The organism is Pseudomonas shahriarae (genome assembly GCF_014268455.2).
GTDB lineage: Bacteria > Pseudomonadota > Gammaproteobacteria > Pseudomonadales > Pseudomonadaceae > Aquipseudomonas > Aquipseudomonas shahriarae.
The window spans coordinates 657,520-683,562 of the sequence record NZ_CP077085.1 but is presented as its reverse complement, the minus strand read 5'-3'; the positions used below and the strand labels follow the sequence as shown (position 1 = coordinate 683,562).

Sequence of the window (26,043 nt, the reverse complement as noted above, 5' to 3'; positions counted from 1 at the left end):
TGAAGGACTGTCGAACAAAAGTTAGAAATAGCTGAAAAATCATTAATTTTGGCAGGCAACATTAAACTTCTACCTTTTCTTGTTCGCAAAAGATCAACAATAACGATTATGCTCACCAGCCAGACCGAGCAACCACCTCGGTCTTGTGTAGTTTTACTACTCGTATATACATTCGAAAGGCTGAAATGGCCGACGATTTGTAGTAAAACTACAGGACGCCGAAGCAACCTTCGGCCATCCAAGAATTTATGTCGTCTGCCCACAAGGCCAGTCGCAAACTTCAGGCAACCGATTCTGGTAGCCTTTCCGCCCTGGAGCAAGCCATGCAAGACCTCGATCCCGTCGAAACCCAGGAATGGCTGGACGCCCTGGAATCGGTTCTCGACAAAGAAGGCGAAGACCGTGCTCACTACCTGATGACCCGTATGGGCGAACTCGCGACCCGCAGCGGCTCGCAACTGCCCTACGCCATCACCACGCCATACCGCAACACCATCCCCGTTACCCACGAAGCACGCATGCCTGGCGACCTGTTCATGGAACGCCGCATTCGCTCGCTGGTACGCTGGAACGCGATGGCGATGGTTATGCGCACGAACTTGAAAGATTCTGACCTGGGCGGTCACATCTCCAGCTTCGCTTCCAGCGCAACCCTGTATGACATTGGCTTCAACTACTTCTTCCAGGCCCCGACCGAAGAACACGGCGGCGACCTGATCTACTTCCAGGGTCACACCTCGCCAGGCGTCTACGCCCGTGCGTTCATGGAAGGTCGCATCACCGAAGACCAGATGAACAACTTCCGCCAGGAAGTCGACGGTGGCGGCCTGTCGTCGTACCCGCACCCTTGGCTGATGCCTGACTTCTGGCAGTTCCCGACCGTATCCATGGGTCTGGGCCCGATCCAGGCGATCTACCAGGCACGTTTCATGAAGTACCTGGAAGCCCGTGGCTTCATCCCCGAAGGCAAGCAGAAGGTCTGGTGTTTCCTGGGCGACGGCGAGTGCGACGAGCCGGAATCCCTGGGCGCCATCTCCCTGGCCGGCCGCGAGAAGCTGGACAACCTGATCTTCGTCATCAACTGCAACCTGCAGCGCCTCGACGGCCCGGTTCGCGGCAACGGCAAGATCATTCAGGAACTCGAAGGCGTGTTCCGCGGTGCCCAGTGGAACGTAACCAAAGTCATCTGGGGCCGTTTCTGGGACCCACTGCTGGCCAAGGACGTCGACGGTATCCTGCAACGCCGCATGGACGAAGTCATCGACGGCGAGTACCAGAACTACAAAGCCAAAGACGGCGCGTTCGTACGTGAACACTTCTTCAACACGCCTGAACTCAAGGCGATGGTTGCCGACCTGTCCGACGACGAGATCTGGAAACTCAACCGTGGCGGCCACGACCCGTACAAGGTCTACGCGGCGTACCACGAAGCGGTCAACCACAAAGAACAACCGACCGTCATCCTGGCCAAGACCATCAAGGGTTATGGCACCGGTGCCGGCGAAGCGAAGAACACCGCCCACAACACCAAGAAAGTCGATGTCGACAGCCTGAAGTTGTTCCGCGACCGCTTCGACATTCCGGTCAAGGACGAAGAGCTGGAGAACCTGCCGTTCTTCAAGCCCGAGCCAAACAGCGCCGAAGCCCGCTACCTCAGCGAGCGTCGCACTGCACTGGGCGGTTTCGTGCCACAGCGCCGCGCACAGAGCTTCAGCGTACCGACGCCGGACCTCAGCACCCTCAAGGCAATCCTTGACGGTTCGGGCGACCGTGAAATCTCCACCACCATGGCCTTCGTGCGGATCCTCGCGCAACTGGTCAAGGACAAGGAAATCGGCCCGCGCATCGTCCCTATCATCCCGGACGAAGCCCGTACCTTCGGTATGGAAGGCATGTTCCGCCAGTTGGGCATCTACTCCTCCGTCGGCCAGCTCTACGAGCCAGTCGATAAAGACCAGGTGATGTTCTACAAGGAAGACAAGAAGGGCCAGATCCTCGAAGAAGGCATCAACGAAGCGGGCGCCATGAGCTCCTTCATCGCTGCCGGTACTTCGTACTCCAGTCACAACCAGCCGATGCTGCCGTTCTACATCTTCTACTCGATGTTCGGCTTCCAGCGCATTGGCGACCTGGCTTGGGCAGCAGGCGACAGCCGTACCCGTGGTTTCCTGATCGGCGGTACCGCCGGGCGCACCACGCTGAACGGCGAAGGCCTGCAACACGAAGACGGTCACAGCCACATCCTGGCTGCCACCATCCCGAACTGCCGCACCTTTGATCCAACCTACGGCTACGAGCTGGCGGTGATCATCCAGGACGGCATGAAGAAGATGACCGAAGAGCAGCAGGACGTTTTCTACTACATCACCGTGATGAACGAGTCCTACCAGCAACCTGCCATGCCGGCCGGTGTTGAAGAAGGCATCATCAAGGGCATGTACCTGCTCGAAGAAGACACCAAGGAAGCGGCACACCACGTGCAACTGATGGGCTCCGGCACCATCCTGCGCGAAGTGCGTGAAGCGGCGAAGATCCTGCGTGAAGAGTTCAACGTCGGCGCTGATGTGTGGAGCGTTACCAGCTTCAATGAACTGCGTCGCGACGGCCTGGCCGTAGAGCGCAGCAACCGCCTGCACCCAGGCCAGAAGCCTGCGCTGAGCTACGTCGAAGAGTGCCTGGCTGGCCGTAAGGGGCCGGTTATCGCCTCTACCGACTACATGAAACTGTTTGCTGAACAAATTCGCCAGTGGGTCCCGTCCAAGGAATTCAAAGTCCTGGGCACCGATGGTTTCGGCCGCAGTGACAGCCGCAAGAAGCTGCGTCACTTCTTCGAAGTCGACCGTCACTTTGTGGTGTTGGCAGCCCTGGAAGCCTTGGCTGACCGTGGTGAGATCGAACCCAAGGTGGTGGCTGACGCCATCGTCAAGTTCGGGATCAACCCGGAAAAACGCAACCCACTGGACTGCTGAGGAGACTTTTTGTGAGCGAACTCATTCGCGTACCTGACATCGGCAGCGGTGAAGGTGAAGTAATCGAGCTGTTTGTAAAGGTCGGCGACACCGTCGAAGCCGACCAGAGCATCCTGACCCTGGAGTCGGACAAGGCGAGCATGGAAATCCCTGCTCCCAAGGCCGGCGTGGTCAAGAGCCTGAAAGTGAAGCTGGGCGACCGCCTGAAAGAAGGCGACGAACTGCTGGAGCTTGAAATCGAAGGTGCCGCTGATGCGGCCCCGGCGGCGGCGCCTGCTGCCGCTGCTGCACCGGCACCAGCCGCCGAAAAACCTGCTGCTGCCGAGGCGCCTGCTGCCCCGGCCGCAGCTCCGGCCGCTGCCACTGTCCAGGACATTCACGTCCCGGACATCGGCTCGTCGGGCAAGGCCAAGATCATCGAGCTGCTGGTCAAAGTCGGCGACACCGTCGAAGCCGACCAGTCGCTGATCACCCTGGAGTCCGACAAGGCCTCCATGGAAATCCCATCGCCGGCTGCCGGCGTAGTGGAAAGCATCGCGGTCAAGCTCGAAGACGAAGTCGGCACTGGTGACTTCATCCTCAAGCTGAAAGTACAAGGCGCTGCGCCTGCTGCTGCTCCGGCGCCTGCCGCTGCCGCTGCTGCTCCGGCCGCCAAGACTGAAGCTGCACCGGCTGCCGCCGCCCCGGCTCCTGCGGCAAAAGCCGAGGCCGCACCGGCCCCGGCGGCTGCCCCTGCGCCAAGTGGTGCCAAGGCTCACGCCGGCCCTGCCGTGCGTCAACTGGCCCGTGAATTCGGCGTCGAGCTGAGCGCTGTCAGCCCTACCGGCCCACATGGTCGCGTGCTCAAGGAAGACGTGCAGGTCTACGTCAAGTCCATGATGCAAAAAGCCAAGGAAGCTCCGGCTGCCGGCACTGCTACCGGTGGCTCGGGCATTCCGCCGATCCGCACCGTAGACTTCAGCCGCTTCGGCGAAATCGAAGAAGTGCCGATGACGCGCCTGATGCAAATCGGCGCAGCCGGTCTGCACGCCAGCTGGCTGAACATTCCGCACGTGACTCAGTTCGACCAGGCCGATATCACCGACCTGGAAGCTTTCCGCGTTGCGCAGAAAGCCGTGGCCGAGAAGGCTGGCGTCAAGCTGACCGTGCTGCCACTGCTGCTCAAGGCCTGCGCGCACCTGCTCAAGGAGCTGCCGGACTTCAACAGTTCGCTGGCACCAAGCGGCAAGGCGATCATTCGCAAGAAATACGTGCACATCGGCTTCGCCGTCGACACCCCGGATGGCCTGCTGGTACCGGTCATCAAGAACGTCGACCAGAAGAGCCTGCTGCAACTGGCTGCCGAAGCGGCTGCACTGGCTGCCAAGGCCCGCGACAAGAAGCTGACTCCGGACGACATGCAAGGTGCCTGCTTCACCATCTCCAGCCTCGGGCACATTGGCGGCACTGGCTTCACGCCAATCGTCAACGCGCCGGAAGTGGCGATCCTCGGTGTTTCCAAGGCCACTATCCAGCCTGTGTGGGACGGCAAGGCCTTCCAGCCGAAGCTGATGCTGCCACTGTCGCTGTCCTACGATCACCGCGTGATCAATGGCGCGGCCGCTGCACGCTTCACCCAGCGCCTGAGCCAGTTGCTGAACGACATCCGCACCATCCTGCTGTAAACGGCAGCGGCCTCCCCTTCACCGGGGAGGCCTGGCTGCAACGATTTCCGAGCGCCACGCTCGTACCTCAACCCCGCCAATTTGGCGGGGCTTTTTTTGCCCGCCTCAATTGCCCAGGCGCCTACAAAGGCCACGCAGGATAACCGTCCATCATTGCGACTGTAGAAATCCGCTGCACGGCCGATAACCCACTTATAGCACTTAGCCTTCATCCTCTCTTGTCAGTCCGTGCTGCATGATGCAACCTTGCCGCAGACAGCAATAAAGAGGGCGATAGCCCAGCGCGATGCGCATTTTTCCAAGCGAGCTCCCCCATGAAAAGCCAACCCGATGTCGCCCGAACGGCGGCCGAGGTCGTGACGCAATTACCGGTGCCTTCGCGCCTCGGTATGCTGCGTTTCGAGCGGCTGAATGAGGCCAGCTGGGCGCTGCTGTACCTTGACCCCAATTGTGAACGCCAATTCGGCTTGCCCGCCGTAGAGCTGTGCTCGCTGATCGGCTCGCCCTACGCCAGCCTGATGGAGCCCCAGGCACGCTACCAGTTGCATGACGCGATCCAGCAGCAACTAACCGCCAGCCCCCACTACCTGGTGCGCTACACCTTGCACACCAACGACGGCCAGTTGAGCCTGCTGGAGGTCGGCGAGGCCTACAAGCAGCACAATCGCCACCTGCTACGCGGCTACCTGATGGTGGTAGACGGCTTGTTCAGCAACCTGGCGCCGATGCCCACCGCCGACCTGGAGGACCAGAACAGCCGCCTGCAGATCGCCCTGGAGCTCAACCAGCGTGCACAACAGGAACAGTTACAGCACCTGGAGCGGGTGCGCGCCCAGCAGGAGCTGATCCTGCTGCTGGCCCGCCAGCGCTACAGCACCAACAATTCCCTGCAAGAAGCCGCCGAACTGATCACCCGCAGTGCTTGCGATATCTACCAGATCGACTGTGCCAGTATCTGGAACCTCGAAGGCCAGCAACTGGTGCCGATTTCTGCTTTTCACCGCGCCGACCAGCAGCACCATCTGCCCTTGCCGATTGATGCCAGCGGCTTCCCGGACTACCTGGAAGCCCTGCAAAGCAGCCGCGCCATCGACGCCGGCAATGCCCTGCGCGATCCGCGCACCCGGGACATGGCCGAAAGCCTGCGCCCCCTGGAAGTCCACGCCATGCTCGACGCCAGTATCCGCGTGGATGGCCAGGTGGTGGGCGTGCTGTGCCTGGAACAAAGCACTTGCACCCGAGATTGGCTGTCCGATGAAATTGCCTTTGCCGGTGAATTGGCCGACCAGTTCGCCCAGGTCATCAACAACCACAACCGTCGCACCGCCACCAGCGCCCTGCACCTGTTCCAGCGCGCCGTGGAGCAAAGTGCCAACGCCTTCCTGCTGGTCAATTGCGACGGCGTAGTGGAGTACGTCAACCCCAGCTTTACCGCAATCACCCAGTACAGCACCGAAGAAGTCCACGGCCATCGCCTGGCCCAATTGCCGGCCCTGGAAAACCTCAGCGAACTGCTGTTCGACGCGCCCTCCAGCCTGGCCCAAAGCAACAGCTGGCAGGGCGAGTTCAAGAGCCGGCGCAAAAACCTCGAACCGTACTGGGGCCAGTTGTCGATTTCCAAGGTGTATGGCGACAATCGCGAACTGACCCACTACATCGGCATCTACGAAGACATCACCCAGGCCAAGCTGGCCCAGCAGCGTATCGAGCGCCTGGCCTACACCGACAACCTGACCAACCTGGGCAACCGCCCGGCGTTTATCCGCAACCTCGACGAACGCTTCGCCCGCGACAGCGACGCGCCCATCAGCCTGTTGCTGGTGGATATCGACAACTTCAAGCGGATCAACGACAGCCTCGGCCACCAGACCGGCGACAAGTTGCTGATCAGCCTTGCCCGGCGCCTGCGCAACAGCCTCAATGCCGGCGGCAGCCTGGCGCGTTTTGCCAGTAACGAATTTGCGGTGCTGCTCGACAACGCCGACCTTGAAGTCGGCCAGCAAATGGCCTGCCAGTTGTTGATGACCCTCGACAAACCGATGTTCGTCGACAACCAGTTGATCAGCGTCACCGGCTCCGTGGGCCTGGCCTGCGCCCCGCTGCATGGCCGCGACCCACAGACCCTGATGCGCAACGCCGGCCTGGCGCTGCACAAGGCCAAGGCCAACGGCAAGCACCAGGTGCAGGTGTTTACCGAAACCCTGAATGCCGAGGCCAGTTACAAACTGTTCGTGGAAAACAATCTGCGCCGCGCCCTGACCCAGAACGAGCTGGACGTGTTCTACCAGCCCAAGCTGTGCCTGCGCAGCGGGCGCCTGCTCGGCATGGAGGCGCTGTTGCGCTGGAACCACCCGGAAAAGGGCATGATCCGTCCGGACCAGTTCATCAGCGTCGCCGAAGAGACCGGCCTGATCATCCCCATCGGCAAATGGATCGCGCGCCAGGCCTGCCGCATGAGCAAGCAGTTGAGCGCCGCGGGCATGGGCAACTTGCAGGTGGCGATCAACCTGTCGCCCAAGCAGTTTTCCGACCCGGACCTGGTGGCATCCATCGCCAGCATCCTCAAGGAAGAACAGCTACCGGCCAACCTGCTGGAGCTGGAGCTGACCGAGGGCCTGCTGCTGGAAGCCACCGAGGACACGCGCCTGCAACTGGATCAGTTGAAGAGTTTCGGCCTGACCCTGGCCATGGATGATTTCGGCACCGGCTACTCGTCCCTGAGTTACCTGAAGAAATTCCCCATCGACATCATCAAGATCGACCGCAGCTTTATCCATGAAATCCCGGACAACCAGGACGACATGGAAATCACCTCGGCGGTGATCGCCATGGCGCACAACCTCAAGCTCAAGGTGGTCGCCGAAGGCATCGAGACTGCCGAGCAACTGGCGTTCCTGCGCCGCCATCGCTGCGACGTCGGCCAGGGCTACCTGTTCGACCGGCCAATCCCCGGCTCCGAGTTGCTGGACAGGCTCAAACGCTATCCACGCGGGCCAATCGCCTGACAGCGCTGTAACACTCGGGCACACTGGTGGTCTGAACTGTTAACTCAACCTGACGAGAGGACTGATCATGGTCTTGCGCTCGGAAATCCTGGTGAATAAAAACGTGCTGCCTACTGCCGAACAAGCCCTGCCTGGTCGTGAAACCCCGATGAATCTGCCCGAGACGCACTTCGTCAACGGCAACCCGCTGCTGGGCCCGTTTATGGACGATGTGGGGTTTGCGATTTTTGGCCTCGGCTGTTTCTGGGGCGCAGAACGCAAATTCTGGCAGCGCGACGGCGTGGTCAGCACCGTGGTCGGCTACGCCGGCGGCTTCACACCAAACCCGACCTACGAAGAAGTCTGCTCGGGCCTGACCGGCCATAGCGAAGTGGTGCTGGTGGTGTATGACCAGGCCAAACTCAAGTACGAAGACCTGTTGAAAATGTTCTGGGAACTGCACAACCCAACCCAGGGCATGCGCCAGGGCAATGACATTGGCAGCCAGTATCGCTCGGTGATCTACGCGACCACGCCTGAGCAACTGGAGGCTGCGAAGGCCAGTGCACAGGCCTATCAGGAAGAACTGACCAAGGCCGGCCTGGGCGAGATCACCACGGAAATCGACGAGGCGCCCACGGTGTACTTCGCCGAGGCCTATCACCAGCAGTACCTGGCGAAGAATCCCCAGGGTTATTGCGGGATCGGCGGTACTGGCGTGACCTGCCCGATCTGACGTCAAAAGCATCGCGGGCAAGCCCGCTCCCACATGGGATCACATCACCATGTGGGAGCGGGCTTGCCCGCGATAGCACTCTAAAGAGCGATGCCGTTACTCGGCGATCAGCCAATCCATCTGCCACCCACCCTGGGTCTGCCCCAGTTTTTTCGACAGCCACGGCAGCAGCTCACGCAACTCCTCCTCCAGCCCCCACGGCGGGTTGGCAATCGCCAGGCCCGAACCGGTCAGGGTGTTGGGGGTATCCAGCGGATGCACCAGCAACTCCACGCGCAGCAGCTTTGGCGCGCCGGTGCCGGCCAGGTCCTGGTAGAAACGGCGCAACATGCGCTGGTCCTTGACCGGGTACCAGATCGCGGCGACCGTCTGGCGCATGCGGCCCACGGCTTCCTTGAGGGAGGCGGCGCAACGCTGCATCTCGTCGAGTTGCTCGAACGGCGGGTCGATCAGCATCAGCGCGCGCTTTTCCGGCACCGGCAGCAAGGCCCGTGGCACATGCCAGCCTTCGCCCAGATGGACCTTCACACGGCGGTCGCCCTTCATGTTGTCCTTGAGCAACACGCCGTCTTCCGGGTGTTTTTCGTTGAGCAGCACGCGGTCCTGGGGGCGGGTCAGGCGTCGCGCCAGTTCTGGCGAACCAGGGTAATAGCGCAATTGGCCATCCGGGTTCATCTCGTGCAGCACCCGCATGTAGTCAGCGGTCAGCGCCGGCAGGTCCGCCTCGCCCCACAGGCGGGCAATACCTTCCAGGTATTCACCGGTGCGGTTGGCCTGGTCGCCTTGCAGGTCATACAGACCAATCCCGGCGTGGGTGTCGAGATAGGCAAACGGCTGTTCCTTGCGCGACATCAGGGCGATGAGGCGGGTCAAGGTCAGGTGTTTGAAGACATCGGCGTGGTTGCCGGCGTGAAAGGCGTGACGATAATTCATGGTTGCTCCTGCGCAGGGGGCGAAGTTTACCTTTTACGCGGGCAAAGGTGCAGGGCTGCATGCCGGGCGGTGCTTATGTCGCAAATGTAGGAACAGCAGCGAAAACGTTCTAGCGAGTTATGTGCGAGCGGGCTTGCCCGCGATGCAGGCGACGCGGTATTACCCGTACTCTGCGCTGATGCCATCGCAGGCAAGCCAGCTCCTACCTTATCCGGGGCTGCCCCATACAATCCAGGGAGGTCAGTATCCACCATGAAAGACGCCACAATCGCATTGCACCACGGCTTCAAATCGGACCCGACCACCAAGGCGGTCGCCGTGCCGATCTACCAGAACGTCGCCTTCGAGTTCGATAACGCCCAGCATGGCGCCGATCTGTTCAACCTCGACGTACCCGGCAATATCTACACGCGGATCATGAACCCCACCAACGACGTGCTGGAACAGCGCATGGCCGCACTGGAAGGCGGGATCGCGGCCCTGGCCGTGTCGGCGGGCAGCGCGGCCATTCACTATGCCATCCAGGCCCTGACCCGCGCCGGCGACAATATCGTGTCCACCCCACAGCTGTACGGCGGCACCTACACCCTGTTCGCCCACCTGCTGCCGAGCTTCGGCGTTGATGTGCGCTTCGCCCGCAACGACTCGGCCGAGGCCATCGCCGAGCTGATCGACGACAACACCAAGCTGGTGTACTGCGAAAGCATCGGCAACCCGGCGGGCAATATCGTCGACCTGCAGGCCCTGGCCGACGTCGCCCATGCCCGCGGCGTACCGCTGATGGTGGATAACACCGTCGCCACGCCGATCCTGTGCAAGCCGATCCAGTTTGGCGCGGATATCGTCGTGCATTCCCTGACCAAGTATGTCGGCGGCCACGGCAACTCCCTGGGCGGGGTGATTGTCGACAGCGGCACCTTCCCCTGGACCGACTACCCGCAGAAATTCCCCGGACTCAACCAACCCGAGCCGGCCTACCATGGCGTGGTGTACAGCGAGAAATTCGGCCCCGCAGCCTTTATTGCCCGTGCCCGTACCGTGCCGCTGCGCAACACCGGTGCCGCCCTGGCCCCGATGAACGCCTTCCTGCTGCTGCAAGGCCTGGAAACCCTGGCCTTGCGCATGGAGCGCCACACCGAGAACGCGTTGAAAGTCGCACAGTTCCTGCAGGCCCACGAGCAGGTGGAATGGGTCAGCTACGCCGGCCTGCCGGATCACCCGCACCATCATCTGGCGCAAAAGTACATGCAGGGCAAACCCTCGGCGATCCTGTCCTTCGGCCTGAAGGGCGGCTATGCCGCCGGGGTGCGCTTCTACGATGCGCTGCAGATCTTCAAGCGCCTGGTGAATATCGGCGACGCCAAGTCCCTGGCCTGCCACCCAGCGTCCACCACCCACCGGCAGATGAACGAGCAGGAGCAGGCCAAGGCCGGCGTACGTCCGGAGATGATCCGCCTGTCGGTGGGCATCGAGGCGATCGAGGACCTGCTCGATGACTTGCAGCAGTCACTGAACGCCTGACTCAACCCCGCTCGCCGGCCAGGTAGGCAATCAATGCCTGCTGCCCGGCGTAAGGTGGGCGCACAAAGTACGCGACCTTGTGCTGCAAGGTCGCTGGCGCGAAGGCGTCGTGCACGTCGGGATGCTCCTGGGCCAGCCATTGCAGCAGGTTATCCACCAGGGTCACGCTGGACTGTTCGCCAAGCTGCTTGAGTAGCGTGGGGGGCACCTCCCACCAGGGACTTTTCCTCGCCGCCCCCACTCCCGTGGCCGGCACTTCCTGGAGCTGGCCGTTGATCCAGTAGCGTCGAAATACCGCAAGCACCTCCCCCGCACCAGGCCCCAGCCCTTGCAGGATCGGCAGCAGATAGCCACCATCCCAGAAGCGGAAAAACACTTCCTGCCCCTCGGGCAAACGCACCTTGGTCAGGCTGGCGAGATGTTCGACCACCGTGGGCAGCGGGCTGGAGGAAATGGCCAACCAACCCCAATCGGTAGCCGCGCATTCGGCCACCCAGTCGAGAAACCCACTGCTCTCGCTGACCAATGCCACATAGGGCATCACCTCAGCCCAGGCGGCGTACTCGCTGCCGGCCCACACCGGGCTCAATGGCCCGCCATCTGCCTGGCGCCAGGCCGCCACCGGCTGACACTCACTGGTACTGGCCAGGATGACAAACAGCTGCTCGCCGTCCTGCAGCGGCTCCTGGGCCAGCCACTCACGGGGGGTCATCAGCGCAAGCCCCCCACTCGATGCTGCGGAGTGTCGCAGACGCCATTGTTGCAGCGCTCACACTCCTCACAGAACGGCGCACTGCGCCTGAAGCTGAACACCTGTGCGGCACTCAACGGTGCGGCCAACACCGCCAGCAGGGTTTCCTGAACCCCTGGACGCAGGGGTGATGGCGCCGTGGCAGCCGACGGCGCACCGCCCAACTGGATCGGTGTGCTGCTGAAAATCCCCCCGGCCGACAATGTGATCCATTGCCCACCGGCCTGCAGCGTCAGGCTGGCGCCGCCATCGACCACCATTTGCTGGCCTGCGCCGAGGCTGATCTGCTCGCCCGCCTGCAACGAATAACGCGCCACTTGCACCTGTTGCTGCCCCGCGATCACCAGGTGATCGTCCTGCTTGAGTTCCGTCAGCCGGTTGCCGTGGGTAATCCGCTGCTCTTCGCCGTGCAACTCGTGGTGCGACTCGCCGCTTACCTGCACATGCCGCTGGTGATCCACCTGCAGGCGCAGATCGTGGAGCACGTGCTGGGTCCAGTCGCGTTGGGCCCGCAGGTAGATCTGCTCGGCGCCCTTGCGGTCTTCGATGCGCAGCTCGTTATAGCCACCACCCCCTGGGCTGCTCTGGCTGCGGAAGATGCTGCGGGTCTTGTCCGCGGGCAGGTCGAGGGGCACTGGCGTCGCGCCATTGGCCAGGCAGCCGACCACCAGCGGCATATCGACATCGCCGTTGACGAACCCCACCAGCACTTCCATGCCCACCCGCGGGATCACCACGCTGCCGTAGTGTTCGTGGGCCCAGGCGCTGGCAACCCGCAGCCAGCAGCTGGAATGTTCGCTGTATTGGCCGTGGCGATCCCAGGCCAGTTGCACCTTGACCCGGCCAAACTCATCGCAATGGATTTCGCTGTCGACCGGCCCGGTGACCACAGCGTTCTGAAAGCCTGCAACCGGCGCCCTCGCCGCAGGCAGCGGCGGGCGAAACGGCACGTCCCAGGGCGTGGCGAAGAACTCGTTGCGATACCCCTGCTCATCCATCGCGCCGACAGACTCCTCCAGCACTTGCGGTTGCCGGCCCTGGTGGATCACCCGCGTCACCAGCCACAGGCCATTCCATGCCTGGCGCGGATGGTCGGCCAGTGTGAGGAACTGTCCGCTGACCAGCGCCGTCTGGTCGCCCTCGCCGTAGGCTTGCCGCTGGTCGCTGCGATGACGCTCCAGCGCCCGCTGCGCCAGGTGCTTGCCATGGGTACGGTCGGTGAAGTGCCCAGGGTAGCCCTGGGCCTCCAGCGGCGGTAGCTGCTCGCCGAGGGCGGCGCTTTCCAGCACCAGACGCGGCTTGCGAAAATCATAGTCGCGCAGGTTGACCCCGGTAGTCCGCGCCTCCAGGCGCACCGTGAAACGCTTGATCACCGGCGCCGCCGCCACCATGCCCGAACCCGGCGCATAGCCCGTCGGCTGGGCTGCCTGGGCAAACACCGTCTGATCATCGCCGAACACCAGCAGATGCCCGTCCGGCCGGTGTTGAAAGTGATAGTGAATCCCCAGTTCGGCGCACAGCCGCTGGATAAATGCCAGGTCGGTTTCATCGAACTGCACGCAGTACTCGCGCTCGGGATAGGTCGCGCCCAGTCGCCACTCAAAGGCATCGCGCTGGATGCCCTGCCCCTCCAGCACCAGGCTGACAATCTGCGGCACCGTCTTGTGCTGGAAAATGCGTTGCCGGGCACTGTGTTGCAGATAGGCCAACTGCGGCACCAGGCTCAATTGATAATGGGTCAGGCGCCGGCCCGAGTCACCTTGCGCGACCCGCTGGATTTGCCCATGGATGCCATGGCCCTGGGCATCAAAGGCGAGAAAGGCCTGGCGGTGCAGGAGGTTTTCCAGATCCAGGTCCGGCTGTTCGCTGACCAACTCAAGATCGAAACGATAGGGCTGGCTGATAGCCTCCTCGCCCTTGAACGCCAGGACCTTGAGGTCACTGGGCTGGCCATCGACAGTCAGGCTAAACGCACTTTGATTGGCAGGAGCGAACATCCGGTGTTTCTCTGCAAGTGGAGGGCCTGGAATTCTGCACCAGCCATTTGCCGAGCTGCGTACGCTGCAGGCAATTCAGTTAATCCCTACAACGCAGGCTCCATCGTCGCACCCAAAAAAAACGGCCCGACATCCAGGGATGCGGGCCGCTTTCAGTTCAGCAGGCCATCAAGGCCTGCATGAACGCCTCACTTGTTGAGGTTGTAGTCTTTCTCGGCAGCTGTGAAGCGCTCAACCATACCGGCAGTCGGGGCGCCCATCTTGCTCACGAAGTAGATCGCCAGGCTGGCGAACAGGAAGCCTGGGATGATTTCGTACAGACCCAGCAGCTCGAAGTGTTTCCACACGATCACGGTGATCGCGCCGACCAGGATACCGGCCAGTGCGCCGTTGCGGGTCATGCCTTTCCACAGGACCGAGATCAGGACCACAGGACCGAACGCGGCGCCGAAGCCGGCCCAGGCGTAGCTCACCAGGCCCAGTACGCGGTTTTCTGGGTTAGCAGCCATCGCGATGGCGATCAACGCAACCACCAGCACCATGATCCGGCCGACCCATACCAGCTCAAGCTGGGAAGCGCCCTTGCGCAGGAACGCCTTGTAGAAGTCTTCGGTCAGGGCGCTGGAGCACACCAGCAACTGGCAGCTCAGGGTGCTCATCACGGCAGCCAGGATGGCCGACAGCAGCACGCCAGCAACCCAAGGGTTGAACAGCAGCTTGGCCAGCTCGATGAACACACGCTCTGGGTTTTCGGTCACGGGACCGGCCACTTCCGGGTGTGCCGAGAAGTAGGCAATACCGAAGAAACCTACGGCCACGGTGCCGGCCAGGCACAGGATCATCCAGGCCATGGAGATGCGACGCGCCTTGGCAATCGACTTGACCGAATCCGCCGCCATGAAACGCGCGAGGATGTGCGGCTGGCCGAAGTAGCCCAGGCCCCAGCCCATCAGCGAGATGATGCCGATGAAGGTAGTGTTTTTCAGCATGTCGAAGCTGGTTGGATCCTTCGCTTCAATAGCCAGGAAGGTGGTATCGACACCGCCGGTGGCCAGCAGCACGATGATGGGCGTCAGGATCAACGCGAAGATCATCAGGGTGGCTTGTACGGTATCTGTCCAGCTTACTGCCAGGAAACCACCGATAAAGGTGTAGGCAATCGTCGCCGCAGCACCGGCCCACAGCGCCGTCTCGTAGGACATGCCGAAGGTGCTTTCGAACAGACGGGCACCGGCCACGATGCCAGAAGCGCAGTAGATGGTGAAGAACACCAGGATCACTACCGCCGAGATAATCCGCAGCAGGCCGCTCTTGTCTTCAAAACGGCTGGAGAAGTAGTCCGGCAGGGTCAGGGCGTCGCCGTTGTGTTCGGTCTGCACGCGCAGGCGACCTGCCACAAACAGCCAGTTCAGGTAAGCACCGACGATCAGGCCGATGGCGATCCAGCTTTCCGACAGGCCCGACATGTAGATGGCACCTGGCAGGCCCATCAACAACCAGCCGCTCATATCCGAAGCGCCAGCCGAGAGTGCGGTGACGACGCTGCCGAGGCTGCGACCACCGAGGATGTAATCGGAAAGGTTATTGGTGGAGCGATAGGCCATGAGACCAATCAGCACCATTGCCGCGATGTAGATCACAAATGTGATCAAGGTTGGATTACTTACGCTCATTGAGTTACGCCCTGGCTTTGTTTTTATGTAGCGGCGGTCTGTCAGGCCATCTACAACCGAGTAGTGTGTAGACGAAGCTGCGTGCCGCGCATTTATGACTGACGTTTCCCCAGGAAAGCCATCAGCCGATGAACCGAACCCTAGGGTTGGTTGCACCTTGGGCGTGAATGCTATTCAACAAAGCAAATAAGGTGCAACCAGTTTCGTGAGAATTAGTTGCACCCTGGCGCGTTTTTCGGCAAACGGCGGTTTTTTGCTCCTTTTCGGAGCAAGAACAGCCAAATCCAGAAGCAAATGCACCAATATTCAGCCGATTTGGTCGAGTGAAAATGATTTCTGACGAGCAGCGTGAATTTCATGAAGAAAATGGGTTGCACCCGGTTGCACCTCGTACGGCGCAAAGCTAATCTTGCCGCCAGCTGATGCCACACAGTAGTGGCACCCATGAGGATAAAAATATGGCTACGACCACCCTTGGGGTCAAACTCGATGACCCAACCCGCGAACGCCTCAAGGCCGCCGCGACCTCCATTGATCGCACGCCGCACTGGCTGATCAAGCAGGCAATTTTCAATTACCTGGAGAAACTCGAGGGTGGTGCAACCCTGACCGAGCTCAATGGTTCGGGCGTCAAGGACGCAGACGACGCGGGCGAGGTGCAGAACGACCACGCTCACCAGTGCTTCCTCGAGTTTGCCGAAAGCATCCTGCCGCAATCGGTGCTGCGCGCCTCGATCACCGCCGCTTACCGCCGCCCCGAGCCGGAAGTGGTGCCGATGCTGATCGAGCAGGCTCGCCTGCCGGCCCAGATGGCCGAAGCCACCAACAAGCTGGCGGCCTCGATTGCCGAAAAACTGCGTAACCAGAAGAGCGCCGGCGGCCGTGCCGGTATCGTCCAGGGCCTGCTGCAGGAATTTTCCCTGTCGTCCCAGGAAGGCGTGGCCCTGATGTGCCTGGCCGAAGCGCTGCTGCGGATCCCCGACAAGGGCACCCGTGACGCGCTGATCCGCGACAAGATCAGCACCGGCAACTGGCACCCGCACCTGGGCAACAGCCCATCGTTGTTCGTCAACGCCGCCACCTGGGGCCTGCTGCTGACCGGCAAACTGGTCGCCACCCACAATGAGGCCGGCCTGACCTCCTCCCTGAGCCGCATTATCGGCAAGAGCGGCGAGCCGATGATCCGCAAGGGCGTCGACATGGCCATGCGCCTGATGGGCGAGCAGTTCGTCACCGGCGAAACCATCGCCGAAGCCCTGGCCAATGCGAGCAAGTTCGAAGCCAAGGGCTTCCGCTACTCCTACGACATGCTCGGTGAAGCTGCACTGACCGAACACGACGCACAGAAGTACCTGGCCTCGTACGAACAAGCCATTCACTCCATCGGCAAAGCCTCTCACGGCCGTGGGATTTATGAAGGCCCGGGCATCTCCATCAAGCTGTCGGCCCTGCACCCGCGCTACAGCCGCGCCCAGTACGAGCGCGTGATGGACGAGCTGTACCCGCGCCTGCTGTCCCTGACGCTGCTGGCCAAGCAATACGACATCGGCCTGAACATCGACGCCGAAGAAGCCGACCGCCTGGAGCTGTCCCTGGACCTGCTCGAGCGCCTGTGCTTCGAGCCGCAACTGACCGGCTGGAACGGTATCGGTTTCGTGATCCAGGCTTACCAGAAGCGCTGCCCGTACGTGATCGACTACGTGATCGACCTGGCACGCCGCAGCCGTCACCGCCTGATGATCCGCCTGGTAAAAGGCGCGTACTGGGACAGCGAAATCAAGCGCGCCCAGGTCGAAGGCCTGGAAGGCTACCCGGTCTACACCCGCAAGGTGTACACCGACGTTTCCTACATCGCCTGCGCACGCAAGCTGCTGTCGGTACCGGAAGTCATCTACCCGCAGTTCGCCACGCACAACGCCCACACCCTGTCGGCCATCTACCACATCGCCGGCCAGAACTATTACCCCGGCCAGTACGAGTTCCAGTGCCTGCACGGCATGGGTGAACCGCTGTACGAACAAGTCGTAGGCAAGGTTTCCGAAGGCAAGCTGAACCGTCCATGCCGCGTGTACGCGCCGGTCGGCACCCACGAAACCCTGCTGGCCTACCTGGTGCGTCGCCTGCTGGAAAACGGCGCCAACACCTCGTTCGTCAACCGTATCGCCGACCAATCCATCTCGATCCAGGAGCTGGTGGCCGATCCAGTGGCCAGCATCGAGCAGATGGCGACGCTGGAAGGCGGCTTCGGCCTGCCGCACCCGCGTATTCCACTGCCACGCGACCTGTATGGCAGCGAGCGCGCCAACTCGGCCGGTATCGACCTGGCCAACGAACACCGCCTGGCGTCGCTGTCCTGCGCCTTGCTGGCCACCGCGCACAACAACTGGAAGGCCGCGCCGATGCTCGGTTGCGCGTCCAGCAATGAAGCCGCTGCGCCGGTGCTGAATCCGTCCGACCTGCGTGATGTGGTTGGCCACGTCCAGGAAGCCACGGTCGAAGACGTCGACAACGCTATCCAGTGCGCCCTGAATGCCGCACCGATCTGGCAGGCCACCCCGCCGGCCGAACGCGCCGCGATCCTCGAACGTGCCGCCGACTTGATGGAAGGCGAGATCCAGCCACTGATGGGCCTGCTGGCCCGTGAAGCCGGCAAGACCTTCGCCAACGCCATCGCCGAAGTGCGTGAAGCCGTGGACTTCCTGCGTTACTACGCCGTGCAGGCGCGTAACGATTTCACCAACGACGCCCACCGCCCACTGGGCCCGGTGGTGTGCATCAGCCCGTGGAACTTCCCGCTGGCGATCTTCAGTGGCCAAGTCGCCGCCGCACTGGCCGCCGGTAACCCGGTATTGGCCAAGCCGGCCGAACAGACCCCGCTGGTCGCCGCGCAAGCCGTGCGCCTGCTGCTCGAAGCCGGCATTCCGGAAGGCGTGCTGCAACTGCTGCCGGGCCAGGGCGAAAGCGTTGGTGCCCGCCTGGTGGGTGATGATCGCGTCAAAGGCGTGATGTTCACCGGCTCCACCGAAGTGGCGCGCCTGCTGCAACGCAATGTCGCCGGACGCCTGGATGCCCAGGGCCGCCCAATCCCGCTGATCGCCGAAACCGGTGGCCAGAACGCGATGATCGTCGACTCCTCGGCTCTGACCGAACAGGTGGTGATCGACGTCGTCTCCTCGGCCTTCGACAGTGCCGGCCAGCGTTGCTCGGCCCTGCGTGTACTGTGCCTGCAGGAAGATTCGGCAGACCGCGTTATCGAAATGCTCAAGGGTGCCATGGCCGAATGCCGTCTCGGCAACCCGGAGCGCCTGTCTGTGGATATCGGCCCGGTAATCGACGCCGAAGCCAAGGCGGGCATCGAGAAGCACATCCAGGCCATGCGCGACAAAGGCCGTACCGTGTACCAGGTGGCAATTGCCGACAGTGAAGAAATCAAGCGCGGCACCTTCGTGATGCCAACCCTGATCGAGCTGGAAAGCTTCGACGAGCTGCAACGGGAGATCTTCGGCCCGGTCCTGCACGTGGTGCGCTACAAGCGTAAGGAAATCGACCAGTTGATCGGTCAGATCAATGCTTCTGGCTACGGTCTGACCCTGGGCGTGCACACCCGTATCGACGAGACCATCGCCAAGGTGATCGACAACGTCCATGCCGGTAACGTCTACGTTAACCGCAACATCGTCGGTGCCGTCGTCGGCGTGCAGCCATTCGGTGGCGAAGGCCTGTCGGGTACCGGCCCGAAAGCCGGTGGTCCGCTGTACCTGTACCGCCTGCTGTCGACCCGCCCTACCGATGCGATCGAGCAATCCTTCGTACGGGGCGATGCACTGGCCGCACCGGATGTGCGCCTGCGTGACGCCATGAGCCAACCGCTGAGTGCCCTGAAAACCTGGGCCGACGGCAACAAGTTCAGCGAACTGAGCGCCCTGTGCAGCCAGTTCGCCGCGCAATCGCAAAGCGGTATCACCCGCCTGCTGGCCGGCCCGACCGGCGAGCGCAACAGCTACGCCATCCTACCCCGCGAGCACGTGCTGTGCCTGGCGGACGTAGAAGGCGATCTGCTGGCGCAACTGGCGGCCGTACTGGCTGTGGGTAGCTCGGCAGTGTGGCCGGAATCTGACCTGACCAAGGCACTGTTCCCACGGCTGCCGAAGGAAGTTCAGGCGAAGATCCAGCGTGTAGCCGATTGGACCAAGGACGAAGTGATCTTCGACGCCGTCCTGCACCACGGCGATTCCGACCAACTGCGTGGGGTTTGCCAGCAAGTGGCGCAACGCAGCGGCGCGATTGTCGGGGTCAATGGCCTGTCCTCGGGCGAAACCAACATTGCGTTGGAGCGCCTGGTGATCGAGCGTGCGTTGAGCGTCAACACCGCTGCGGCGGGTGGTAACGCGAGCCTGATGACTATCGGCTAGTCACCACCGAGCACTCCCACGCTCTGCGTGGGAGTGCAGCCCAGGACACTCCGCGTCCGCGACGCAGAGCGTCGCAAGAGGCGTTCCCACGCAGAGCGTGGGAACGATCTTGTACATTCATCCTGCCTTTGTTTTGCTGCTCCATCACCCAGATCAATCTTGCTATCGCGCCTCTATTCGCGCACTTAGACTGCGGCCTATTCCCAAATAGGTAAGCCGCCATGTCCGAGACGCTCCTCAGTTCCCGCAATCTGGCTTTCGAGCTGTATGAAGTCCTCGATGCCGAGGGCCTGACCCAGCGCGAGCGGTTTGCCGAACACACTCGCGAAACCTTCGATGCCGCCATCGGCACCGCCCGCCACATCGCCGAAAAGTACTTCGCCCCCCACAACCGCAAGGGCGACGAGAACGAACCGCGCTACGAAGATGGCCAGGCGATCCTGATCCCGGAAGTGAAACCTGCCGTGGATGCCTTCCTCGAAGCCGGCTTTCTCAATGCGGCGCGCAGTTTTGAAGCCGGTGGCATGCAACTGCCGACGCTGCTGTCCCAGGCCTGTTTTGCGCACTTTCAGTCAGCCAATGCGGCTTCCACCTCGTACCCGTTCCTGACCATGGGCGCGGCCAACCTGATCGAGAGTTTTGGCACCGAGGAGCAGAAGCAACGCTTTCTGCAACCGATGATCGAGGGCCGCTTCTTCGGCACCATGGCCTTGACCGAACCCCATGCCGGCTCGTCGCTGTCGGATATCCGCACCCGCGCCGAGCCGGCGGCGGATGGCACCTACCGCCTCAAGGGCAACAAGATCTTTATCTCCGGTGGCGATCACCCGCTGTCGGAAAACATCGTGCACATGGTCTTGGCCAAACTGCCGGACGCGCCCGCCGGGGTGAAGGGCATTTCGCTGTTTATCGTGCCCAAGTTCCTGGTCAACGACGACGGCAGCCTGGGCCCGCGCAATGATGTGCTGCTGGCCGGGCTGTTCCACAAGATGGGCTGGCGCGGCACCACCTCCACCGCGCTGAACTTCGGCGATAACGGCGAGTGTGTCGGCTATCTGGTGGGCAAGCCGCACCAGGGTCTGGCCTGTATGTTCCAGATGATGAACGAGGCGCGGATTGGGGTCGGCATGGGTGCGGTGATGCTCGGTTATGCCGGTTACCTGTACTCCCTGGAATACGCCCGGGAACGCCCGCAAGGCCGCCTGCCCGACAGCAAAGATCCGAACACCGCGCCGGTGTCGATCATCCAGCACGCTGATATCAAGCGCATGTTGCTTACGCAAAAAGCCTATGTAGAAGGCGCCTTCGACCTGGGCCTATATGCCGCGCGCCTGTTCGATGACACCACCACCCTGGACAGCGAAACCGGGCGCAGGCAGGCCCATGAGTTGCTGGACCTGCTGACCCCGATCGTCAAATCCTGGCCCTCGGAGTTCTGCCTGAAGGCCAACGAGCTGGCGATCCAGATTCTCGGCGGCCACGGCTACACCCGCGAATACCCGGTGGAGCAGTACTACCGCGACAACCGCCTGAACCCGATCCACGAAGGCACCCATGGCATCCAGTCCCTGGACCTGCTGGGACGCAAGCTTGCGCAAAATGGCGGTTCGGGCCTGAAGCAGTTGATTCGCCTGATCGCCGAGACCGGCGCACGGGCCCAGCAATACCCGTCACTCACGGCCATGCGCGAACCACTGGAGCAGTTGGTGGCGCGCCTGCAAAGCGTGACCCTGGGGCTGTTGACGGATCTCGCCCAAGGCAAGGTCAACAGCAGCCTGGCGAACTCGGCGCTGTACCTGAAAGTGTTTGGGCATACGGTGATTGGCTGGCGCTGGCTGGAACAGGCGATCCGCGCCGAAGAAGGGCTGGCCAGGGGGAATGCGACGGATGTGACTTTCTATAAAGGCAAGCTGCAAGCGGCCCGGTACTTCCTGACGTGGGAAGTACCGGGCTGCCATCATGAACTGTCGATCCTGCAGGCGCGGGACGATACGTGCCTGGCCATGCAGGATGAATGGTTCTGATCAGGGCTGGCCGATGGCCTTGGCAATCACGTCGACCGTGGCGCTGACTTGCTCTTGGTAACGGTCGAGTTCCTGCTGGTGACGCTGCTGCATGTCGATCTGTTCGGCACATAGATTCAGCGCCGCCAGCACCAGCAGCTTGTCGCCGATCAGGGTCGGGTACTTCTGCTTGGTGGTTGCCAGGGACGCCTTGAGCAGGGTCACGGCCTTGAGCAGGGTGCTGTCTTCCCCATCCGGGGCCTTGATCGAGTAATCCTCACCGAGAATCGAAACGACCTTTATCCCTTCACTCATGCGCTGACAGGACCTGCGCTCACACGCTCAACCAACGCCTGGATACGGGCTGCGGTGGCGCCCTGCTTTTCTTCCTGCTCCATCAGGTTCAGTTGCAAGCTGTCGTTCTCATCCTTGGCGCGGGCCAGCTCGGCCTTGAGGGATTCGTTGGTGCCCAGCAGAGCTTGATTCTGCTGCACCAGGTCACTGACCAGTTGTTCCAGTTGGCTGAGGGATGTTTCTAACATTTTGAATTCTCGGGCTTTTTCAAAGGGCGGTGACGATAAAGAAAATTCACCGTGGAAGCCAGGGTTATCCTGGCGCGCAGCCCCGATTTCACGGGTCAGGCCACGCTGTGGAGCCTTAGTGACTGCATTTACGCCATCTGGTTCCTGAATCCATTCCAATCCGCGCAGGATGCGACAAAAACGCGCACCCCCTCAAGACTTTAGTCGTACGTCCGATAGGTCATGCTTACCCCGCCTCAAAGCCGCACGGATCGCGCCTCTCCCAGGACCACTGCATGTCTCTTCGTAATATGAATATCGCGCCGCGCGCGTTTCTCGGCTTCGCGTGCATTGGTGCGCTGATGTTGTTTCTCGGTGTTTTTGCGCTGAATCAGATGGGCAAGATCCGGGGTGCCACCGAAGACATCACCCTGAGCAGCGTGCCGAGCATTCGCGCCCTCGACGACTTCACCCAACTGACCCTGCGCCTGCGTGTGTTGTCCTACCGCCTACTGACCAACCGCGAGCCGGAGGTGCAACAAAAGACCCTGGAAGCCTTTGAACTGCGTAACCAGCAGATTCGGACAGCCCAGAGCGTGTATGAAAAGCTGATCGACAGCCGCGAGGAACGCTCGGCCTACGACGATTATGTGCGCCTGCTGGGCCAGTACCGGCAGATCGAAGAGCGGATGAAGAGCCTGTCGCGCAACAATCAGATCGAAGAGCTGCGCACCTTGCTCAACACCGAACTGCTGAGCAACTCCGAGGCAGTCAACGCGGTCCTGACGCGTCTGCTGGACATCAACAATTCGATGGCCAACGACAGCAACCAGAAAGCCGCCGAGCAATATGATTCGGCCTTCGAGCTGGTGGTCGCCCTGCTGGTGCTGGCCACGGCGCTGACCATGCTATTTGCCTGGCTGCTGACCCGCAGCATCACCCTGCCCATCGCCCAGGCCCTGGACGCGGCCGAGAAGATTGCCGAGGGCAACCTGACCCAGCCGATCAAGGTCGATGGCGATGACGAAGCCGGCCGCCTGTTGCGCGCGATGAATAAAATGCAGGAGAAATTGCGCGACACCCTGCAGCGCATTTCCGGCTCGGCCACCCAACTGGCCTCGGCTGCCGAAGAACTGAACGCCGTCACCGATGAAAGCGCCCGTGGCCTGACCCAACAGAACAACGAGATCGAGCAGGCGGCCACCGCCGTCAACGAGATGACCAGCGCCGTCGAAGAAGTGGCGCGCAATGCCGTCAGCACTTCCGAAGCCTCGAAAAACGCCACCGCCTCGGCCGGCGATGGCCGCGACCTGGTGCAGGAAACCGTCAGCGCGATTGAGCGCATGAGCGGCGATGTGCAGGGCACCGCCACGCTGATCGGCGCCCTGGCCGAAGAGTCGCGGGATATCGGCAAGGTATTGGATGTGATTCGCGGCCTGGCCGACCAGACCAACCTGCTGGCCCTGAACGCCGCCATCGAAGCCGCGCGCGCCGGGGAAGCCGGGCGCGGGTTTGCCGTGGTTGCCGATGAAGTACGGGCCCTGGCCCATCGTACCCAGCAATCGACCAGTGAAATCGAGCGGATGATCGGCAGTATCCAGGCCGGCACCGAACAGGCAGTGGATTCGATGCGCAACAGCACCGAGCGCGCCGAATCGACGCTCAATATCGCCAAAGGCGCGGGGATGTCCCTGGATACCATCAATAGCGCAATTATCGAGATCAACGAGCGCAACCTGGTGATCGCCAGCGCCGCAGAAGAGCAGGCGCAGGTCGCGCGGGAAGTGGACCGCAACCTGGTGAACATCCGCGACTTGTCGGTGCAGTCGGCCACGGGCGCCAGCCAGACCAGTGCGGCGAGCAGTGAGTTGTCGCGCCTGGCGGTGGATTTGAATGGGATGGTAGGCAGATTCCGTCTCTAACAGACACTGCATCATAAATGTGGGGGCTTGCCTGCTCCCACATTGGTTCTGCGTAAACCTGAAAAGCTTTTTGACAGCGCAGCAATTCAACAGGTTAGAATCGCTGGCACGCAGACTGCATGGTCAGTCTGCGCCCGCCTTATTTTCGGAGTACTGCCTTTGAATGCGACGACCATCAACAGCCTGTTCTTGATCGGCGCGTTGCTGGTAGGTGCGAGCATTCTGGTGAGTTCTCTTTCGTCCCGCCTGGGGATCCCGATCCTGGTGATCATCCTGGCCGTGGGCATGCTGGCCGGCGTCGATGGCGGCGGGATCATTTTCGATAACTACCCAACCGCTTACCTGGTGGGCAACCTGGCATTGGCAGTGATCCTGCTCGATGGCGGCTTGCGGACCCGGGTCGCGAGTTTTCGCGTGGCACTGTGGCCAGCCCTGTCGCTGGCGACCGTGGGGGTGTTGATAACCACCGGCCTCACCGGTATGGCGGCGGCCTGGCTGTTCGACCTCAATATCATCCAGGGCCTGCTGATCGGCGCCATCGTCGGCTCCACCGATGCCGCCGCCGTGTTCTCGCTGCTGGGCGGCAAGGGCCTGAACGAACGGGTCAGTGCCAGCCTGGAAATCGAATCCGGCAGCAACGACCCGATGGCGGTGTTCCTCACCGTGACCCTGATCGACATGCTTGCCAGCGGCCAGACCGGCTTGCACTGGAGCCTGTTGACCCACCTGATCCGCGAGTTCGGCATCGGCGGCATTATCGGCCTGGGCGGCGGCTGGTTGATGCTGCAACTGGTCAACCGGATCAACCTGGCCAACGGTCTGTATCCGATCCTGGTGATCGCCGGCGGCCTGTTCGTCTTCGCCCTGACCAACGCCTTGCACGGCAGCGGCTTCCTCGCCGTGTACCTGTGCGGCCTGGTGATCGGCAACCGCCCGGTACGCAGCCGCCACGGCATCCTGCATATGCTCGACGGCATGGCCTGGCTGGCGCAGATCGGCATGTTCCTGGTGCTGGGCCTGCTGGTCACGCCCCATGACCTGCTGCCCATCGCCCTGCCGGCCCTGGGCCTGGCACTGTGGATGATCCTGTTTGCGCGGCCGCTGTCGGTGGCCGTCGGCCTGCTGCCGTTCAAGGCCTTCCATGGCCGCGAAAAAGTGTTTATCGCCTGGGTCGGCCTGCGCGGCGCGGTGCCGATCATTCTCGCGGTGTTCCCGTTGATGGCCGGCCTGCCCCACGCCCAGCTGTATTTCAACCTGGCGTTCTTTATTGTGCTGGTGTCGTTGCTGGTGCAAGGCACCAGCCTGCCGTGGGTCGCCAAACTCTTGAAAGTGACGGTACCACCCGAGCCTGCGCCGATTTCCCGGGCAGCCCTGGAAGTGCACGTCACCAGCGAGTGGGAGCTGTTCGTCTACCGCCTGGGGGCGGAGAAATGGTGCATCGGCGCGGCCCTGCGCGAGCTGAAAATGCCCGAAGGCACACGGATCGCCGCGCTGTTTCGTGGCCAGCAACTGCTCCATCCGTCGGGTAGTACGGTGCTGGAAGCCGATGACCTGCTGTGCGTGATCGGCCATGAACACAACCTCGCCGCCCTCGGCAAGCTGTTCAGCCAGGCACCACAACGGGGCCTGGACCTGCGCTTCTTCGGCGACTTCGTGCTGGAGGGCGACGCCCAGCTGGGCGCGGTTTCGGCGCTGTACGGGCTCAAGCTCGACGGCATCGACCCGGACATGCCACTGAGCAGCTTTATTACCCAGAAAGTCGGTGGCGCCCCGGTTGTCGGCGACCAGGTGGAGTGGAACAACACCATTTGGACGGTTGCCGTGATGGACGGGAACAAGATCGGCAAAGTCGGCGTCAGATTCCCCGAAGGAAGTCGCCCGGGGCCCGGATTCTTCCTCTAAACTGCGGGGCGACGATGCGCCAGTGGCCATCAGCACGCCCCCTATTCTTCATCTT

At 62.0% G+C, this 26,043-nt stretch carries 15 protein-coding genes and 1 pseudogene; 10 read left to right on the top strand and 6 right to left on the bottom strand.

What is annotated here, in order from left to right; translation table 11 throughout:
• The first annotated feature begins 323 nt into the window (after positions 1-323).
• The 4 genes from aceE to msrA all read left to right on the top strand — a co-directional run bounded on the left by aceE (position 324) and on the right by msrA (position 8,353).
• Positions 324-2,969, top strand: coding sequence for a pyruvate dehydrogenase (acetyl-transferring), homodimeric type (gene aceE / locus HU773_RS03010; RefSeq protein ID WP_057958114.1), 2,646 nt, complete (start codon positions 324-326; stop codon positions 2,967-2,969).
• A gap of 11 nt (positions 2,970-2,980) precedes the next feature.
• Positions 2,981-4,633: a dihydrolipoyllysine-residue acetyltransferase gene (gene aceF, locus HU773_RS03005; RefSeq protein WP_057958113.1), complete on the top strand. Its 1,653-nt coding sequence runs from the start codon at positions 2,981-2,983 to the stop codon at positions 4,631-4,633.
• Between the two features lie 314 nt (positions 4,634-4,947).
• Positions 4,948-7,638: a putative bifunctional diguanylate cyclase/phosphodiesterase gene (locus tag HU773_RS03000; protein ID WP_057958112.1), complete on the top strand. Its 2,691-nt coding sequence runs from the start codon at positions 4,948-4,950 to the stop codon at positions 7,636-7,638.
• 67 nt (positions 7,639-7,705) lie between these two features.
• Positions 7,706-8,353, top strand: a complete 648-nt coding sequence (gene msrA / locus HU773_RS02995; protein ID WP_057444633.1) for a peptide-methionine (S)-S-oxide reductase MsrA — start codon at positions 7,706-7,708, stop codon at positions 8,351-8,353.
• A gap of 96 nt (positions 8,354-8,449) precedes the next feature.
• Here msrA and HU773_RS02990 read toward each other — a convergent pair whose 3' ends face one another.
• A complete protein-coding gene (locus tag HU773_RS02990) occupies positions 8,450-9,286 on the bottom strand; it encodes a 23S rRNA (adenine(2030)-N(6))-methyltransferase RlmJ (protein ID WP_057958111.1) in 837 nt (278 codons plus the stop codon).
• A 252-nt stretch (positions 9,287-9,538) separates the two neighbouring features.
• Here HU773_RS02990 and HU773_RS02985 point away from each other — a divergent pair, with 252 nt between their 5' ends.
• Positions 9,539-10,807 (top strand): O-acetylhomoserine aminocarboxypropyltransferase/cysteine synthase family protein, encoded by a 1,269-nt coding sequence (locus HU773_RS02985; protein WP_057437305.1) that lies wholly within the window; start codon positions 9,539-9,541, stop codon positions 10,805-10,807.
• 1 nt (position 10,808) lies between these two features.
• Here HU773_RS02985 and HU773_RS02980 read toward each other — a convergent pair whose 3' ends face one another.
• The 3 genes from HU773_RS02980 to putP form a co-directional block, all read right to left on the bottom strand.
• Positions 10,809-11,519 (bottom strand): DUF4123 domain-containing protein, encoded by a 711-nt coding sequence (locus HU773_RS02980; RefSeq protein ID WP_057958110.1) that lies wholly within the window; start codon positions 11,517-11,519, stop codon positions 10,809-10,811.
• Complete coding sequence (locus tag HU773_RS02975) at positions 11,519-13,555, bottom strand: type VI secretion system Vgr family protein (RefSeq protein WP_186625796.1); 2,037 nt, start codon at positions 13,553-13,555, stop codon at positions 11,519-11,521. The genes HU773_RS02980 and HU773_RS02975 overlap by 1 nt, the downstream gene beginning before the upstream one ends.
• A gap of 188 nt (positions 13,556-13,743) precedes the next feature.
• Positions 13,744-15,228 (bottom strand): sodium/proline symporter PutP, encoded by a 1,485-nt coding sequence (putP, locus tag HU773_RS02970; RefSeq protein WP_057958108.1) that lies wholly within the window; start codon positions 15,226-15,228, stop codon positions 13,744-13,746.
• A gap of 458 nt (positions 15,229-15,686) precedes the next feature.
• Here putP and putA point away from each other — a divergent pair, with 458 nt between their 5' ends.
• Both putA and HU773_RS02960 read left to right on the top strand, forming a co-directional pair.
• Positions 15,687-19,640 carry a trifunctional transcriptional regulator/proline dehydrogenase/L-glutamate gamma-semialdehyde dehydrogenase gene (gene putA / locus HU773_RS02965; protein ID WP_186625795.1) on the top strand — a complete coding sequence of 1,318 codons (3,954 nt, stop codon included), beginning with the start codon at positions 15,687-15,689 and terminating at the stop codon, positions 19,638-19,640.
• A gap of 221 nt (positions 19,641-19,861) precedes the next feature.
• Positions 19,862-21,664 carry an acyl-CoA dehydrogenase gene (locus HU773_RS02960; RefSeq protein ID WP_120731348.1) on the top strand — a complete coding sequence of 601 codons (1,803 nt, stop codon included), beginning with the start codon at positions 19,862-19,864 and terminating at the stop codon, positions 21,662-21,664.
• On the opposite strand, the gene HU773_RS02955 is transcribed toward HU773_RS02960, so the two are convergent.
• Positions 21,665-21,958: a cell division protein ZapA gene (locus tag HU773_RS02955; RefSeq protein WP_057437293.1), complete on the bottom strand. Its 294-nt coding sequence runs from the start codon at positions 21,956-21,958 to the stop codon at positions 21,665-21,667. It abuts the gene before it with no gap.
• The gene (locus HU773_RS02950) at positions 21,955-22,185 is read right to left on the bottom strand and encodes a hypothetical protein (RefSeq protein WP_029299225.1); all 231 of its coding nucleotides are present in this window, start codon (positions 22,183-22,185) and stop codon (positions 21,955-21,957) included. Before HU773_RS02950 ends, HU773_RS02955 begins: the two co-directional genes overlap by 4 nt.
• Positions 22,186-22,460: 275 nt before the next feature.
• Here HU773_RS02950 and HU773_RS27710 point away from each other — a divergent pair.
• From HU773_RS27710 to HU773_RS02940, 3 genes and pseudogenes are all read left to right on the top strand, one after another.
• Positions 22,461-23,183 (top strand): annotated as a pseudogene (locus HU773_RS27710) (MCP four helix bundle domain-containing protein); the annotation flags it as partial.
• A gap of 30 nt (positions 23,184-23,213) precedes the next feature.
• Positions 23,214-24,086, top strand: a complete 873-nt coding sequence (locus HU773_RS27705) for a methyl-accepting chemotaxis protein (RefSeq protein ID WP_408980322.1) — start codon at positions 23,214-23,216, stop codon at positions 24,084-24,086.
• 159 nt (positions 24,087-24,245) lie between these two features.
• Positions 24,246-25,988: a potassium/proton antiporter gene (locus tag HU773_RS02940; RefSeq protein ID WP_057958104.1), complete on the top strand. Its 1,743-nt coding sequence runs from the start codon at positions 24,246-24,248 to the stop codon at positions 25,986-25,988.
• The last annotated feature ends 55 nt before the right edge of the window (positions 25,989-26,043 follow it).